Origin of the sequence: Tessaracoccus coleopterorum (genome assembly GCF_011174705.1) — a bacterium.
Classification (GTDB): domain Bacteria; phylum Actinomycetota; class Actinomycetes; order Propionibacteriales; family Propionibacteriaceae; genus Arachnia; species Arachnia coleopterorum.
In genome coordinates this window covers 1,601,901-1,616,508 of record NZ_JAANIJ010000001.1, presented here as the reverse complement: position 1 = coordinate 1,616,508, position 14,608 = coordinate 1,601,901, and the positions used below count along the sequence as shown (strand labels likewise).

22 protein-coding genes and 2 pseudogenes are annotated in these 14,608 nt (G+C 70.7%); 17 read left to right on the top strand and 7 right to left on the bottom strand.

Going from position 1 to position 14,608, the window contains the following annotated elements; translation table 11 throughout:
- Window positions 1–102 precede the first annotated feature (102 nt).
- From G7085_RS10360 to G7085_RS34745, 3 genes are read right to left on the bottom strand one after another with little or no spacing between them, the layout of a single operon-like run.
- Window positions 103–342 (bottom strand): hypothetical protein, encoded by a 240-nt coding sequence (locus G7085_RS10360; protein WP_197510900.1) that lies wholly within the window; start codon window positions 340–342, stop codon window positions 103–105.
- Entirely contained in the window at window positions 305–1,099 is a 795-nt protein-coding gene (locus G7085_RS10355) for a type VII secretion protein EccB (protein WP_197510899.1), read from the bottom strand. Before G7085_RS10355 ends, G7085_RS10360 begins: the two co-directional genes overlap by 38 nt.
- Window positions 1,086–1,745: a hypothetical protein gene (locus tag G7085_RS34745; protein ID WP_197510898.1), complete on the bottom strand. Its 660-nt coding sequence runs from the start codon at window positions 1,743–1,745 to the stop codon at window positions 1,086–1,088. Before G7085_RS34745 ends, G7085_RS10355 begins: the two co-directional genes overlap by 14 nt.
- Window positions 1,746–1,772: 27 nt before the next feature.
- Between G7085_RS34745 and G7085_RS34740 the strand changes: the two genes are divergently transcribed.
- From G7085_RS34740 to G7085_RS10325, 5 genes are read left to right on the top strand one after another with little or no spacing between them, the layout of a single operon-like run.
- Window positions 1,773–2,222: a type VII secretion protein EccE gene (locus tag G7085_RS34740; RefSeq protein ID WP_197510897.1), complete on the top strand. Its 450-nt coding sequence runs from the start codon at window positions 1,773–1,775 to the stop codon at window positions 2,220–2,222.
- Complete coding sequence (locus G7085_RS10340; RefSeq protein WP_197510896.1) at window positions 2,183–2,410, top strand: hypothetical protein; 228 nt, start codon at window positions 2,183–2,185, stop codon at window positions 2,408–2,410. Before G7085_RS34740 ends, G7085_RS10340 begins: the two co-directional genes overlap by 40 nt.
- A complete protein-coding gene (locus G7085_RS10335; protein WP_197510895.1) occupies window positions 2,407–2,628 on the top strand; it encodes a hypothetical protein in 222 nt (73 codons plus the stop codon). Before G7085_RS10340 ends, G7085_RS10335 begins: the two co-directional genes overlap by 4 nt.
- A 41-nt stretch (window positions 2,629–2,669) precedes the next feature.
- A complete protein-coding gene (locus G7085_RS10330) occupies window positions 2,670–2,879 on the top strand; it encodes a hypothetical protein (RefSeq protein WP_197510894.1) in 210 nt (69 codons plus the stop codon).
- Window positions 2,819–3,061 (top strand): hypothetical protein, encoded by a 243-nt coding sequence (locus G7085_RS10325; RefSeq protein WP_197510893.1) that lies wholly within the window; start codon window positions 2,819–2,821, stop codon window positions 3,059–3,061. Before G7085_RS10330 ends, G7085_RS10325 begins: the two co-directional genes overlap by 61 nt.
- 14 nt (window positions 3,062–3,075) lie before the next feature.
- Here the strand turns inward: G7085_RS10325 and eccD are convergent, their stop codons facing one another.
- Window positions 3,076–4,254: a type VII secretion integral membrane protein EccD gene (eccD, locus tag G7085_RS10320; RefSeq protein ID WP_231980151.1), complete on the bottom strand. Its 1,179-nt coding sequence runs from the start codon at window positions 4,252–4,254 to the stop codon at window positions 3,076–3,078.
- Between the two features lie 26 nt (window positions 4,255–4,280).
- Entirely contained in the window at window positions 4,281–4,421 is a 141-nt protein-coding gene (locus tag G7085_RS25485) for an EsaB/YukD family protein (protein WP_231979409.1), read from the bottom strand.
- A gap of 391 nt (window positions 4,422–4,812) precedes the next feature.
- Here G7085_RS25485 and G7085_RS25480 point away from each other — a divergent pair, with 391 nt between their 5' ends.
- From G7085_RS25480 to G7085_RS10295, 6 genes are read left to right on the top strand one after another with little or no spacing between them, the layout of a single operon-like run.
- Window positions 4,813–6,066, top strand: a complete 1,254-nt coding sequence (locus tag G7085_RS25480) for a hypothetical protein (protein WP_231979408.1) — start codon at window positions 4,813–4,815, stop codon at window positions 6,064–6,066.
- Window positions 5,948–6,916 carry an FtsK/SpoIIIE domain-containing protein gene (locus G7085_RS10315; protein WP_231980150.1) on the top strand — a complete coding sequence of 323 codons (969 nt, stop codon included), beginning with the start codon at window positions 5,948–5,950 and terminating at the stop codon, window positions 6,914–6,916. The genes G7085_RS25480 and G7085_RS10315 overlap by 119 nt, the downstream gene beginning before the upstream one ends.
- On the top strand, window positions 6,838–7,845 hold the full coding sequence (gene eccCb, locus G7085_RS10310; RefSeq protein WP_197510892.1) for a type VII secretion protein EccCb: 1,008 nt from the start codon (window positions 6,838–6,840) through the stop codon (window positions 7,843–7,845). Before G7085_RS10315 ends, eccCb begins: the two co-directional genes overlap by 79 nt.
- A complete protein-coding gene (locus G7085_RS10305; protein ID WP_197510891.1) occupies window positions 7,800–8,078 on the top strand; it encodes a hypothetical protein in 279 nt (92 codons plus the stop codon). The genes eccCb and G7085_RS10305 overlap by 46 nt, the downstream gene beginning before the upstream one ends.
- Complete coding sequence (locus G7085_RS10300; RefSeq protein ID WP_197510890.1) at window positions 8,069–8,263, top strand: hypothetical protein; 195 nt, start codon at window positions 8,069–8,071, stop codon at window positions 8,261–8,263. The genes G7085_RS10305 and G7085_RS10300 overlap by 10 nt, the downstream gene beginning before the upstream one ends.
- On the top strand, window positions 8,260–8,649 hold the full coding sequence (locus G7085_RS10295) for a hypothetical protein (RefSeq protein ID WP_197510889.1): 390 nt from the start codon (window positions 8,260–8,262) through the stop codon (window positions 8,647–8,649). The genes G7085_RS10300 and G7085_RS10295 overlap by 4 nt, the downstream gene beginning before the upstream one ends.
- Here G7085_RS10295 and G7085_RS10290 read toward each other — a convergent pair.
- Window positions 8,646–9,630 (bottom strand): annotated as a pseudogene (locus G7085_RS10290) (S8 family peptidase). The gene G7085_RS10295 and the pseudogene G7085_RS10290 sit on opposite strands and share 4 nt — an antisense overlap.
- Window positions 9,631–10,047: 417 nt before the next feature.
- Between G7085_RS10290 and G7085_RS25475 the strand changes: the two are divergent.
- The 6 genes and pseudogenes from G7085_RS25475 (at window position 10,048) to G7085_RS10260 (ending at window position 13,690) form a co-directional block, all read left to right on the top strand.
- Window positions 10,048–10,557, top strand: a complete 510-nt coding sequence (locus G7085_RS25475) for a prephenate dehydratase domain-containing protein (RefSeq protein ID WP_331715601.1) — start codon at window positions 10,048–10,050, stop codon at window positions 10,555–10,557.
- Between the two features lie 76 nt (window positions 10,558–10,633).
- On the top strand, window positions 10,634–10,948 hold the full coding sequence (locus G7085_RS25470) for an ACT domain-containing protein (RefSeq protein ID WP_231979407.1): 315 nt from the start codon (window positions 10,634–10,636) through the stop codon (window positions 10,946–10,948).
- A 243-nt stretch (window positions 10,949–11,191) separates the two neighbouring features.
- Window positions 11,192–11,395, top strand: a pseudogene (locus tag G7085_RS10275) (glycoside hydrolase N-terminal domain-containing protein); the annotation flags it as partial.
- A gap of 77 nt (window positions 11,396–11,472) precedes the next feature.
- Entirely contained in the window at window positions 11,473–12,183 is a 711-nt protein-coding gene (locus tag G7085_RS10270) for a glycoside hydrolase N-terminal domain-containing protein (protein WP_197510887.1), read from the top strand.
- 27 nt (window positions 12,184–12,210) lie between these two features.
- On the top strand, window positions 12,211–12,987 hold the full coding sequence (locus G7085_RS10265; RefSeq protein ID WP_197510886.1) for a glycosyl hydrolase family 95 catalytic domain-containing protein: 777 nt from the start codon (window positions 12,211–12,213) through the stop codon (window positions 12,985–12,987).
- Window positions 12,884–13,690, top strand: a complete 807-nt coding sequence (locus tag G7085_RS10260; protein ID WP_197510885.1) for a glycosyl hydrolase family 95 catalytic domain-containing protein — start codon at window positions 12,884–12,886, stop codon at window positions 13,688–13,690. Before G7085_RS10265 ends, G7085_RS10260 begins: the two co-directional genes overlap by 104 nt.
- A gap of 28 nt (window positions 13,691–13,718) precedes the next feature.
- Here G7085_RS10260 and G7085_RS10255 read toward each other — a convergent pair whose 3' ends face one another.
- Complete coding sequence (locus G7085_RS10255) at window positions 13,719–14,501, bottom strand: diacylglycerol/lipid kinase family protein (protein WP_197510884.1); 783 nt, start codon at window positions 14,499–14,501, stop codon at window positions 13,719–13,721.
- Window positions 14,502–14,608: the final 107 nt, after the last annotated feature.

Sequence of the window (14,608 nt, the reverse complement as noted above, 5' to 3'; positions counted from 1 at the left end):
TTCGAGGGGATCTCGGGGGTGCGCTGGTCGATGCCGAGCGACACCCGCCCCGGTGAATCCTCCTCGAAGGTGGCACACACCGAGGCGCTCTCGGAGGAGAAGTCACCCGGGGAGGGCGGGTTCGCCGAGCGGGATCCCGTCGGCGCTGAACCGCGGGATCTCCGCGTTGCCCATCTGCGTCACCTCGACGTCGGTGAGTGGCACGGGATCGCTCTCATCCTTGTTCTGCTGCGCGATGGCCTTCATCTCCAGGTAGGAGATGCGCGAAAGGCCACCCGAGAGTTGGATGTAGTAACGGTCGTTGTCACCGTCGTCGACCACCGCCATCTGTCCGATCTTCATCCGGTCGCTGCCTGGCGCCCCGTATCCCTCGACGACCCGTGGGTTGATGGGAGCCCGGCGGGCAGGGCCGCGATCCAGCCGTCCCGGGCGTCACGACCGGCAGGTCCCCGATCAGACTCGACTGCTGACCCGGGGCCGCATACAGCTGGTGGGTCTGGCCGCCGAACAGCAGGTAGTCGGTGCCGTTGGAGTGCCTGGCCACGATGGCGAAGTCGTTGCTGCTGGAGGCCCCCGACCCGAACTCGAGCGTCAGGTACCGGCGGTCGTGGCCCTGCGGCGCCGTCGAGCACAGCCGCAGCGGGTAGCCGCGGAGGTCCTTGACGGCGGGCAGTTGGCGCGGCGAGCCAGGGATGCCCTCCTCGGGCTGCTGGACCTGCCCGCGGAGAGCCTCGGTCTTGACCTCGATGACACGGGGTTGGCCCTCCGGTTCCGCGCCCGCCGCCTTCAGGCGGGCCGACGACACGTCGGCCATCGGGTACAACCTGTCGTCCTGGTACACGAACAGGGCCCGGACTGGGCGTCGGAGAGGATGACGTTGGACTGGTCCTTCCACGACTCGTTGGCCGTGCCCCACGCAGCACCCCAACAGTGTGGTGCCCGCCAGCAGCACGACCCCGATCAGGATGGAGACGAAGGTCGCCGTCCCCACGCGGCGAAGCGGCGGCGTCGGGTCGTCGGGGTCACGGTCCACGAAGGCCGCGATCATGCGCCGCGACGTGAAGGACTGGGCCTTCAGGAGGTCTTTACGGGTCGCCATGCCTGTCCTGGGTGATCGTGGGGAGCGGTCCGGGCCACTTTAGCCCCGGTGGCGGCACAACAGGGCGCGCACGGCCCCGTTCGTGCGCGGGCGAGGCCATAGAGTGGGCCGCGGCCTGAAGGAGGGAAAAACAGATGTTGCGCAGGACCCAGCCCTCGCGGGCGGCGCTGCCCAGGCGGAGTCGCTCGACCCGCCACCTCGGGCTCGTCGTCGCCTGGCAGATCGTGCTCGTGGTCGCCGTCGCGCTGGCCCTCCGCATGCAGATCTGGTCGATCTCGCTGGCCGCGCTGATGCTGCTCGCCGCACTGCTTCTCACCATCCCCGTCAACGGGCGCACCCTCGGCCGAACCGTGCGCACCCGCCGCCGGTTCGCGTCCCGTGCACGGCACCGGCTCGAACACCCCGACGTCGCGGCCGAACTCGTGCCGCTCGCCCAGTGGTTGCCGAAGCTGGAGGTGACCGAGATCAAGGACGCCCACGACGGCGAGATCGGCGTCGTCGCCGACGGCGAATCGTGGTCGGGCATCCTCGAGGTCACCAGCGACAACTCCCTGTTCACCGACCGGGGTGCCCGCCTCGACCTCGCGGTGCTCGGCTCGCTGACCAGGCAGGACGACGTCGTCTTCTCCGGCATCCAGATCGTCACCTACACCGTCCCGGGCCCGCCGGCGCCATGCTTCCGCCGAACTCGCCCGCCCTCGACGCCTACCGCGAGATCGCCGGGCGCGCCACCCCGCCCGCCGTCCGCCGCACCTGGATCGCGCTGCGGCTCGACCCGCGCCTCTGCCTCGAGGCCGTCGACCGGCGCGGTTCGGGCCAGGTCGGCGTGTTCGCCACACTGCGCTTCGGCCTCCACCGCGCCCAGGCGACGCTCAAGCGCCACGGCATGCCCACCGAACCGCTCGACCCGCTCGGCATCGCCGACGTCCTCGCGCTGGCCACCGGCGCCTCGGACCAGCCCTCGGAGGAGCGCAGCAGCGAGGCGTGGGAACACTGGACCTGCGACACGCTCGTCCATCAGACCCGAGGGATCAGCGGCTTCGACGACGCCCCAGCGCCCACTACCAGGGCCTGCTCGACGTGGTGGCGCAGTCGCCCGCGATGTTCGCCGTCACCTCGCTGACCGTCTCGCCGGGTGAGCCGCCGCGTGGCGCCGTCCGGCTCGTCACCGCGAACCTGGAACAGGCCGCGGCCGCGGACGAGTTCGTGATGGCATCCGTGCAGGGCGACCTGCGGCTCGGCCCGTTGGGCGGCAACCAGGTGCCGGGCCTGTTGGCCACCATGGCATTGGGAAGGCGGATCGGCCGATGACCGAGATCACATTCCAGGCGCTCGGCCCCGCCGTGCAGCCCGAGGAGCAGGAGATGCGCACCGGCCCGTGGGGCCTCGTGCTCGGCACGGGGCTCGCGGCCCCGTCACGCTCAGGTTGTTCCGCCAGCAACCCACCAGGGTGTTCATGGCCACGCCCGAGTACGTCAGTTGGCTGCTCGCGTTCCGGGCCATGTGTCTCGGAGCCCACCTCTCCGTGATCGTCGAGGACCACCGCCGGTGGCTGACGCTCGCAGACACCGTGCGCGCCTGCGGCGGCACCATCGACCTGCTCCGCACCCCGGAGAACCTTCCCGGTCAGGGCCGCCCCTACCGGCCGAGCCTGATCATCGACGGCATGGGCGCCGTGGCCCCGACCGACCGGCTCGGGCGTGGCAGACGCTCGTCACCATGGGCGATCCGGAGGCGGGCCGCGCCGTCAGCGACCTCAGGGCCGCCGAGGTCGCTCTGATCGCGCCACTGTCGACGAAGGGCGCCGAGCACCTGCGCCGCGCCTACGCGCTGTCGACGGGGCAGGTGAAGGCCGTCACCGACCTCGCGGAGACCGAGGTCGTGCTGGCGAGCGTGCGCCGCGTCACGAGGGTGTCGATGCCGCCGTCGCCGACCGAGTACCGGCTGCTGTTCGGCGGATAGCCGCGGGGCCTCCGTCAGAGGAGGCTGCCGAAGTAGGCGTAGAGGTCGAGCACGCCGAGCAGGGTGGGAACGATCCCGATGATCGCGAGCCACTCGAACACGTCGCCCCAGCGCCCCCACGTCGGCGAGAGCACCTTGTTGTAGGTCGACGCCGAGTAGTGGGCGAAGACATAGGCGAGCACCAGGCAGCCCGCGAACAGCAGCGACATGCCGAGCAGCGACCGGGAGGCCCCGATGCTGAGCGTCACGACCGCCATGGCCACGCACAGGGCGCCGCCGATCAGCAGCGCCATGCGCTGCGTCAGGCCCACGAAGGAGCGGGCCCGCAGCAGGAACGCGAGCCCGACGCACACCGGCAGCAGCGTCGACCAGATCGACCCCTGCGTCAGGGTGAGCAGCGCGGCCAGTACGGCGGTCGCGGAACTCGCCGCGAGCATCGACCCGAGCAGGCGGTCGGCGAAGAGCGCCCTGCTCACGATGTCGGACTGCACCGGTGTCTCGTCGGCCAGCATGGCCTCGGTGGTCACCGGCAGGTTGGGCAGCGCGATGCCCGCGATGCGGTAGCTCAGCGTCGGCAGGAACGAGGTCAGGAAGGCCATCACCGTCAGCGTGATCGCCGCCACCTCCACGTTGTTGCCGGGGAAGATGATCATGCAACTGGCAGCGACGAGCGTGAACGCGGATGACAGGGCCACCGCGAACAGCGCGAGCGCGCTCACCCGGGCGGCGAGCGCGGCCGCGGCCGAGGCGATCAGCACCAGCGCAGACGACAGGACCAGCCGGATCGACATCGGCACCGTCTCCGACACCGGCTCAGCCGCAAACCAGCCGGCGATGCCCGCCAGCGCGGCGCTCGCCCAGGCGAGGCAGGTCGCCGTCGGGATCTCCTTCGCCGCCCGGGCCAGCGCCACCGATCCGATGCAGGCGGCGAAGCTGAGGAACGCCGTCGTGACGACGGCGACACCGAGCGGGAACCGGAGCCACGGATCCACCCGGGCCTGCTCAGGATCGACGTTCGGCTGGGCCAGGATGATGAGCAGCGGCAACCCGATCAGCACCGCCATCATGAGGATGAGCCCGATGCGCTGGGAGTTGCGGGCGACCCACGACGGCCTGGAGTTGGTGGCGCCCGCCACCGCATCCACGACATCGTCGAAGGCGGCATCGGGAATCGCGTTCTCACGCTGCCGCAGGTGCAGGGTCTCGCCGTCGCGCAGGTTCAGCTTCCCGACGGGGTGTAGAGGTCGAACGGGTCGGAGCCGAAGCGCTGCAGGACCCAGCCGTGCACGGCGTCGGTCGGGGTGTTCGACTCGAGCCCGGAGAAGCGCACGATGCTCGGCATCAGCTCGTTCAGCGTCACGGCCCCGGGAGCGCGAGATCGACGCGGCGGCTGCTCGAGATGATCGTGACCCTCGACAGGTCCTCTTCGGGCAAGGTACTCACGCCCGTACCCTAACGCCCGCGGGAGCACGTCACAGCCGTTGCGACGGCGGGGAGTCGGACGCCTCGTCGGTTAAGTTAGGCGTCGAGCAACTTCACCGGAGGGAATCGGCGCATGGGCCTGATCACGTTCCATCGGCCGAAGCGGGTGACCCCGCCGGCGATGCCACGAGGCGACCTCCTGCTCGAATCGCCCCCGGAGATCCCGCCCCGGCGGCGTCGAAGCCGTTCGGGAACCTGCTGCGGATGCTCCCGATGGTCGCGGGCGGCCTCGCCATGGGGCTGATGTTCGCAGGGGTGGCAAAGGCCTCATGGGCAGCATCGTGGGTGGCCTGTACGCCGTGTCGATGATGGGCATGATGCTCTCCCAGGTGGGCAGGCAGAACGACGACCAGTCGGCCCAGCTCGACGCCAACCGCCGCGACTACTTTCGCTACCTTGCCCAGACCCGCCGCAACTTCGCCAGGACCGCGGACGAGCAGCGCGCCAGCATGGCCTACCGCCATCCCTCGCCCGACAGCCTGTGGACCGTGGTCGGCGGCATGCGGATGTGGGAACGGCGCCCCGACGCGGAGGAGTTCGGATCGCTGCGACTCTCGGTTGGGCGGCAGCAGTCCGCCAAGCGGATCACGCCGCCCGAATCGCAGCCCATCGAGGACCTCGAGCCCCTCACCACCGGCGCCCTGCGCCGCTTCATCCGCACCCACCGCCTCATCCAGTCGGTTCCGCTCGCCGTCGACGTGCGCGGCTTCCGCGCCATCTCGCTGGTGGGTGACGAGGAGGCCTGCCGGAAGGTGGCCTTCTCGATGGTCGCCCAGCTCGTCACGTGGCACGCGCCCACAGACGTGTCGCTCATGGTGGCGGCGAGCAGGCAGCACCAGGACCAGTGGCAGTGGGTCAAGTGGCTCCCACACCTGCAGCATCCCACCGAGCGCGACGGGGTCGGACCCGTCCGGATGTTCGCCACCGGCGCCGGTGAGTTGTCGCAGATGGGCACGTCAGCGCAGTCGGCCGCCAATCCGCCGTCGCTGACGGTGGTCGTCTCCGACGGCGTCGAGGGCGTCAACTCGCAGCAGTTCGTCACTCCGAGCACCCGCGCCGTCACCATCGAGGTGACCGGGCGGCGCGAGCTTCCGCAGACATTCGAAAGCGGCGTCGCCGTCTTCGAGGTGCGCGACGATGCGATCGTGCTGCACCGTCGCACCTCGAAGACCCCGCACGCGCAGACGCCCTTCGGCCGCCCCGACCAGGTGCCGGTCGTCTACTGCGAGATGCTCGCCCGCGCCATGGCCCCGTACCGGATGCCCGACGTGACCCTCGGCTCGGAGGACGGCCCCGCCGAGGTTGTGTTCGAGCCACCCAAGGACTACCCGGCCATGCTCGGCGTGGGTGACCCCTCACCCTCGACCCGCGGCAGGCCTGGCGCCCCGCCCGTTGCGTCAGCACCTGCGGATCCCGTTCGGCACCGCCGACGACGGCAGCCCCGTCGAACTGGACATCAAGGAGTCCGCGCAGGGCGGCATGGGCCCGCACGGCATCTGCATCGGAGCGACCGGATCGGGTAAGTCGGAGTTCCTCCGCACGCTGGTGCTCGGCCTCGCCATGACGCACTCGACCGAGCAGCTGAACTTCATCCTCGTCGACTTCAAGGGCGGCGCGACGTTCCTCGGGCTCGAACACCTGCCGCACGTCAGCGCCGTCATCACCAACCTCGAGGGCGAGCTGTCGCTGGTCGACCGCATGGCAGATGCCATCGGCGGCGAGCTCGACCGGCGCATGGAGGTGCTGCGCGACGCGGGCAACTTCAAGAACCGCGAGGATTACGAGAACGCCCGCCAGGCAGGCGCGGACATCCCGCCGATGCCCAGCCTGTTCATCGTGGTCGACGAGTTCTCCGAGCTGCTGAGCGCCCGGCCCGAGTTCATCGACCTCTTCGTGCAGATCGGCCGCGTGGGTCGCTCCATCGCCGTGCACCAACTGCTCGCGTCGCAGCGGCTCGAGGAGAACAAGCTGCGCGGCCTCGACACGTTCCTGTCGTACCGCATCGCGCTGCGTACCTTCTCTCCGGCCGAGTCGCGCACCGTCATCGGGGTGCCAGACGCGTACGAGCTGCCCACCCCGCCCGGCAACGGCTACCTCAAGTTCGACACCACCGGCATGACGCGGTTCAAGGCCGCCTACGTGTCGGGCCCGTGGCACGGGGAGTCGGCCCCGGCAGCCCCGGAGGACCGCCCCATCGACGAGGTCGTCGTCGAATCGAGGGGCTGGACCCCGCCGGTGCTGGAGTTCAGCGCGGACTACGTCATGCCGGTCGCTCCCCGGAGCAGGCGGTCGAGGTGCTGCCCGCCCGCAGCGCCGAGGTGGTCGAGGTCAAGGAGGACGACGACCGCGAGGAGGAGGATGAGACCCTGCTGAGCATCGCCGTCGGTCGCCTCAAGGGGCACGGCTGGCCGTCGCACAAGGTGTGGCTGCCGCCACTCGACGAGCCCCCGACGATGGACAAGCTGCTCGGCGGCCTGGCCGAGGTCGAGGGTCGCGGCCTGCAGGCATCCGACCCGGCCTTCCGCGGGGCGCTCGCGGCGCCGTTCGGCCTGATCGACCGGCCCCGGCAGCAGCGGCGCGACCCGTGGTGGATCCGGTTCGACGGTTCCGGCGGCAACCTCGGCGTCGTCGGCGGCCCCCAGTCGGGCAAGTCGATGGCGCTGCGCGCGGGCATCGCTGGTTTGTCGCTCACGCACACCCCGCAGGAGGTCGGCTTCTACTGCCTCGACTTCGGCGGTGGCTCGCTGACGTCGATGCGCAACCTCGCGCACGTCGGCTCGGTCACCGGGCGGCTCGACGTCGACCGCGTGCGGCGCACAGTCGCGGAGATCACGTCGCTGCGCTCCAGCCGCGAGCTCCAGTTCGCGGAGCTGGGCGTCGACTCGATGACCACCTACCGGCAGGGCCGCCGCGACGGCAGCATCGTGCCCGACCGGTTTCCCACCGACGTGTTCCTCGTCATCGACGGCTGGGCCACGATGAAGACCGAGTTCGAGGCCCTCGAGCCGCAGATCCAGGCGCTCGCCAACGGGGGCCTCGGGTTCGGCATCCACGTATGGATCGCCGCCGCCAAGTGGTCGGAGATCCGCTCCGGTACAAAGGACGCGCTGCAGTCGCGCATCGAGCTGAAGCTCGGCGACCCCTTCGACTCCGAGGTCGACCGCAAGATCCAGGCCATCGTCCCCGCCGCCCGTCCCGGCCGTGGCCTGATGTCGGGCGGCCTGCACACGATGATCGGCCTGCCCGCATCGACGGGGTGGAGGACGCCACCGACGTCAGCGCGGGGCAGCGCGGGTTCATGACGGCGGTAAACGCGGCCTGGAAGGGCCCGCGGGCCGCGGAGGTCCGCCTCCTGCCGGAGAACCTCGGATTCGCCTCGCTGCCCGCGATCGGGCACGCCCCGGACAAGCGGATCCCGTACGCCGTCGACGAGCTCGAGCTGGCGCCCGTGTACCTCGAGACGATGAGCGAACCGCACTTCGTCGCGTTCGGCGCCCCGAGTCGGGCAAGTCGAACCTGCTGCGGATGTTCCTGAAGGGCATCACGACCAGGTTCACGCCGAAGGAAGCCAAGATCATCATCGTCGACTACCGGCGCTCGCTGCTCGGTGAGGTCGAGACGGAGCACCTGATCGGCTACTACCCGTCCGCGGCGGCGGCGACCCCGATGCTGCAGCAGACGGCCGAGGCCGTCCGCGCCCGCCTTCCGGGCCCGACGTGACCCAGCAGCAGCTGCGCGACCGGTCGTGGTGGACGGGCTCCGAGGTGTTCGTGATCGTCGACGACTACGAGTTGGTGGCGACGCCGTCGGGCAACCCGATGGCCCCGTTCGCCGACCTCATCAACCAGGCGGGCGACATCGGCCTGCACATCATCATGACGAGGGCCTTCGGCGGCGCGAGCCGGGCGATCTTCGGTGACCAGCTGATCAGCCGGATGAAGGACGCCGTCAACCCGGCGCTCGTGATGAGCGGCAACAAGGAGGAGGGCGCCCTCTACGGGGATGTGAAGGGCTCACCGATGCCACCCGGCCGCGGCACGCTGATCACCCGCGGGTTCAAGGGCCTCATCCAGACCGCGCACCTGCCCGGGGCCGAGCAGCCCTAGGCCTGTCCCGGTCTCCGGCCTACCGTTTGCGGCGGGCCGCGGGGATCGCGATCGCCGCGACGACGCCGAGCAGCACCGCGACGATGGCCGCGATCCCGAACCCGAGCGCGACCATCGAGATCACCGGGGTGCGCTCGGGCCCTTGATGACGACCTCCGCGTCGGTGCTGGGGTCGCGGTCGCGGAGGTCGCTGTCTCGGACGTGGTGTCGGTCAGGGCCCGCATCGGGTTGACGATGCCGTAGCCGAGGTAGGAGTCGGGGAGCGGGACGGCGGGGCGGTCGGCGGTGGCGATCAGCCGCCGCTTCACCTCGGCCGGGGTCAGTCGCCGGTCGTGCACGTCGCGCTCGTACTGCAGCAGCAGGGCGACGATGCCCGTCACGACGGGCGCCGCGTATGAGGTGCCTGTGGCGTCGGTGAGGTAGGCCTGATTCTCCAGCGTCGCCTGCGGCCCGTCCTTCGACGGGCGCAGCGCCACCAGCGAACGCCCCGGTGCGCCGACCGTGATGTCGTGGCTGGGGTAGGTGGCCGGGTCGCCCGCATCCTGCTGGTTGGAGATGCCGACGCCGATCACCCCGGGAAGGCGGCGGGGTAGGGACGCCCTGCTGGGCCTGCCCCGCGTTGCCCGCGGCTGCCACCACGACGATGCCCGCGTCGATGGCGTCCTCGATGGCCGCCTGGAAGTCGGGCAGCAGTGCGTCACCGAACGTCACCTGCGACAGGTTGATGATGTCGACCCCGTCGGCGGTGGCCTGACGCACCGCGTCGATCGTGTAGCGGAGGTTCTCGTCGCTCTCCTGCCCCGGCTGCTGCTCCGAGGAGAGCAGCGTCCGGTAGGCGTAGACGGTGGCGTCGGGGGCGATCCCGGAGAAGTTGGTCGCGCTGGCCAGCGCCGATCCGTCGGAGCCGCGACCCGCGGCCAGGATCGACGTGACGATCGTGCCGTGCAGGCAGTCGATGCTGCCGTCGTCGCTCGGCCGCACCGTGGCGGGATCATGTCGCGCACGACGAAACGGTCCTTGTCGGCGAGGTAGGGGGAACCGAGCGTCGAGACGCCGGTGTCGATCACGGCGATCCGGATCCCGCTGCCCGTGGCGAGCCGCCACACCGATTCCATGCCGAGCCGCTGCAACTGCCAGGCGTTGGTGAGCTCACTCGACGGGGTGGCCTGGTAGGCGGTGCAGTTCTCCTGGATCAGGTGGCGCACATCGTCGCCTCGCGCGGGCACCATGCCGCCCGCGCAGAGCATTGCCCCTGCGGTGGCGGCGGCGGCCAGCCGCACGATCATTGGCTTCACGCCCGCAAGGGTAGTCGGCGCTCAGGCCAGAGGACAGGATCCGGTGGCCCGGCCGGACGGACCGCGACGCGCGGACGGGTCGGCGCCTGCCAGACTAGGCAACGTGCTCGGATACTTCGGTCCCGCGGGGACGTTCACCCATCAGGCCCTCCGCACCGTGACGGAGGAGGAGGCGGTCGCCTTCCCTTCGGTCCGCGAGGCGCTCGACGCCGTCCGCGAGGGTGCCGTGACGCGGGCGGTCGTCCCCATCGAGAACTCGGTCGAGGGCGGCGTGTCCGCCACGCTCGACGAGTTGATCGCGGGTGCCCCGCTCGCCATCAAGGGCGAGATCGTGATCCCCGTCGAGTTCGGCCTGTACGTGCGGGAGGGCACCGGGATGGCGGACGTGCGCCAGGTGCTGACGCATGGGCATGCCGCTGCGCAGTGCCGCGAATGGCTCGCGACGAACCTGCCGGACGCGGTCGTCACCGAGGCCGGGTCGACGGCGGGAGCCGCGGCAGAGGTCGCCCGCCCCGACTCCCGCTACGACGCCGCCGTCTGCGCGCAGGTGGCCGGGCGGATGTACGGCCTCACGGAACTGGCGTACCAGATCGAGGACAACCCGGCGCGGTGACCCGCTTCGTCCAGGTTGGCCCGCGGGCCGGATCCCCGACCCGACCGGCGCGGACAAGACGACGCTGGTCGCGTTCATGCGGCAGGACCACGCCGGTGCCCTGCTGGAGATCCTGGAGCAGTTCGCGGTGCGTGGCGTGAACCTGAGCCGCATCGAGTCGCGCCCGACCAAGACGACGCTCGGTTCCTACTGCTTCTCCATCGACTGCGAGGGGCACCTGCGCGACAAGCGCGTCGCCGAGGCGCTCGAGGGGCTGCACCGGGTGTGCCCGCAGGTGTACTTCCTCGGCTCGTACCCGCGGGCCAACGGCAGACGCCCGGAGATCGGGGTCGGTTTCAGTGACTCCGAGTTCGACGCGGCGCGGGCCTGGGTCAACGGGCTGTCCCGCTAGTGTTTCGTGTCAGAGGTTAGTTGATGATAGGTGGCTCGCCGGTGGATGCATCGCAAGGCCGACGACCGGAGTCGCACCTTGCCGTTCGTCGAGCGAGGAGAACGCCGCGAGGCGCCAGCGGAGGGCCGCATAGCGCAGCGAATATCTGACACGGGACACTAGGCTGCGGGCGGCCCCACGGAGGGGTCGCCGTCCGGCGCCGGCCGTCAACCGGGATCAGAGTCGATCATCCAAGGAGCCTCCATGGCAGGAACGCGCCCCGCGGGAGTCGCCCCGTCGCACCGGGTCTGGTTCGACGAACCCGCCCCCGTCGACACGGACGGGCACCGCTGGCAGTCCACCGTCCTGCCGCTCGGCAACGGCCACCTCGGAGCCATGGTCTTCGGTGGCCTCACCCGCGACCGGATCCACCTCAACGACAAGACACTCTGGAGCGGCGGGCCGGGAAGGTCGCGCCCCGATTACAACGGGGCAACCGCACCATCCCCGTCACCCGGGCGACGATCGAGGAGTTCGCGGGGAGGTTGGACGACAAGTCGACGCATGTGTTCGGCATGCCGTTCGAGGAGTCGAGCGGACACCTCGTCCACGAGATCATCGATCCCGCCGCGTGGCGCGACGGCATGGGGATGTACCAGGACCTCGGCGACCTCCGGCTCGACTTCTGGCGGCAGCCGCTCACCGGCGTGTCCGACTACGTGCGCGAGTTGGCGATCGACACCGGCGTCGCGACCGTCTCCTACCGCAGCGACGGCGTCTCCCACACCCGGGAGATGTTCACCAGCCACCCGGACAACGTGCTCGCCGCGCGCCTGTCGACCGACGCGCCCGGCGCCGTGTCCGTCCACATCACGCTCACCGGCGCGCAGGCCGGTGCGGTGGTGGTGGCCGACGGTTCCACCGTCACGCTGTCGGGTGAGCTCGCGGACAACCAGCTCCGCTACGAGGCGCAGGTCGGGTGGTCGTCGACGGCGGTGAGGTCACCACCGACTCCACCGGCATCCGGGTCGCGGCAGCCGACAGCGTCACGCTCTTCCTCTCCACCGGCACCGACTACGCCAATGACCACCCCACCTACCGCGGGGAGGATCCGCACCGCGGGTGGTGGGCCGGGTGAGGGCCGCGGCCGCGAAGGGCTACGACGCGGTGCGGGCCACCCATGTGGCCGACCACAACGGCCTTTACTCGCGCGTCGACCTGGACCTCGGCGAAGCTGTCGACATCCCGACCGATGAATGGCTCTCCCGCTACCGGGCGGGGAGGTGGACCCGGCTCTCGAGGCGCTCGCGTTCCAGTTCGGCCGCTACCTCAGCATCGCCACCTCGCGACCCGGCACTCTGCCGTCGAACCTGAACGGCGCGTGGCTGATCGGAGACGCCTCGCAGTTCTGGAACGCCGACTACCACTTCAACATCAACGTCCAGATGAACTACTGGCCCAACCTCGTGACGAACCTTGCCGAGACGGCGGAACCGTTCATCGAGTGGATGGAGTCGCTCCGGGTGCCCGGACGGGTGACGGCGGGTGCAACGTCCGCCGTGCCGAGCGGGCCGGGCGAGGAGAACGGCTTCCTCGTGCACACCGTCAACAACATCTTCGGCCTGACGGCGCCCTACGGCGTGCAGGAGTTCGGCTGGAACATCGGCGGCTCCACGTGGGCGCTGCAGAATGTCGGCGAATACCACAAGTTCACGCAGGACGGCGAGCTCCTGCGGGACCGGATCTATCCGATGCAGCGCGAGCTCGCGAACTTCTGGCTCACCTACCTCTGGTGGAGCCCCTACCAGGACCGGCTCGTCGTGACGCCGTCGGTCTCCGCGGAGCAGGGCCCACCGTCAACGGCTCCACCTACGACCAGTCGCTCGTGTGGGAGTTGTTCGGCGACGCGATCGGCTCTGCCAGGGAGCTGGGGGTTGACGACGATCTGGTCGCTCGGTGGGCCGACGCCCGGGGCGGCTCGATCCCGTGCAGATCGGCGGGTCGGGCCAGATCAGGGAATGGTACGAGGAGACCACCTTCGGCCGGGCGCAGGCGGGTGACCTGCCCGAGACGGACATCCCCAACTGGAATGCCGGCTACCGGCCGCTCCCGCACCGCCACCTGTCGCACCTCGTGGGCCTGTTCCCAGGCACCCTCATCACGCCGGGCCAGGAGGACGTGCTGGCGGCCGCGAAGGTGTCGTTGGAGCAGCGCGGCTTCGCCACCACCGGGTGGGGCAAGGCGCATCGCCTCAGCCTGTGGGCCCGGGCCCTGGACGCGGAGATGGCGCACCTGGCGCTGACGAGGCTGGTCGGCCCGCCGAGGGGTATCGCGGGCATCATGGACAACCTGCTGGCCGGGCACGGGCAGGGCGACGATCACGATGAGATCCCGCTGATGCAGGTGGAGGCCAACTTCGGCCTCACCGCAGGCATGGCCGAGATGCTGTTGCAGAGCCACCTCGGGCGCGTGCGGCTGCTGCCGGCGCTACCTGAGGCGTGGGCGGAAGGACGCGTCTCGGGGCTGCGGGCCCGCGGCAACTTCGAGATCGACCTCCTCTGGGAAGGGGGTGCCCTGGTCAGCGCGGCGATCGCCTCTGGCAGCGGGAACGACCTGACCCTCAGCTACCCGGGCATCGACGGCTACGCCCTTTCCGGGTCGGACGGTGCCGTCGTCGCTCCGCACCAACTCGGCGTCGAGGCGGCCACATACCGAACCGTCGCAGGTGGACGCTACCGGCTCGTGAGGGCGGCCGGCTCCTGAGGCCGCCGGCTGACGTCGTCGTCGAACACTAGCCCGGTCGGACGACCCGCGCGGCGCCCGGAAGCACCGTCGCCCTGACGACGGTGACGTCGCCCACCACATCGCCGTCGACATGGAACGCGACGGGTCGCTCAAAGCGGGCCGTCACCTCGACGCCCGAGAGCCGCACAACGTCGTCGATCCGGTCGCGTCCGGCCAGCACGCCGAGGATCATCCGCAGCACGTCGACGGCGCCCTCCGGGGAGGCGACGAGCACCTCGAGCCTGCCGTCGGCGGGGTCGGCGGCGGGCATGAGGGCGACCCCCGGGTGGAGCGACCCGACGTTGCCCACCGTCACGAGCGACGTGTCGACTGAGATCACCTCGCCGCCGACGATGACCTCCGCGGCCACCGGCGTCGCGACGATGTGCCGCAGGCCGGCGGAGATGTATGCCAGGGGCCCGACCAGCCGCTTGCCACGCTCGGACGTGTCGGCCAGCACGGCGGCGTCCGCGCCTGCGCCCACCATGACGGCCGCCACGGTGGGGGCCGCGCCGTCGGCCTCGATCAGCAGCAGGTCGAGCGGGGTGGCCGGCGAGTCGAGGGCCAGGTCCATGGCGCGCCCGATGTCGAGCGGGATGCGCAGGTTCTTGGCGAGCAGGTTGCCGCTGCCTGCCGGGAGCACCCCGACAGCGGCCCTGCCCTCCACCGCGCTCAGCACCTGCCGGATGGTGCCGTCGCCGCCGAGGGAGAGCACCAGGTCGGCGCCCGCATCGACCGCGGCATGGGCCTGCTCGACCCCGTGCCCGTCGCGCTCGGTGGCCAGCCACACAGGTGCGGGGCAACCGCGCCGCGCCGCCTCGCGATCCAGGCGGCCCGCACTCCGGCCTGGCCCGCACGCGGTGCGGGTGCCACACCACGTAGACGCTTCCCGGCCGC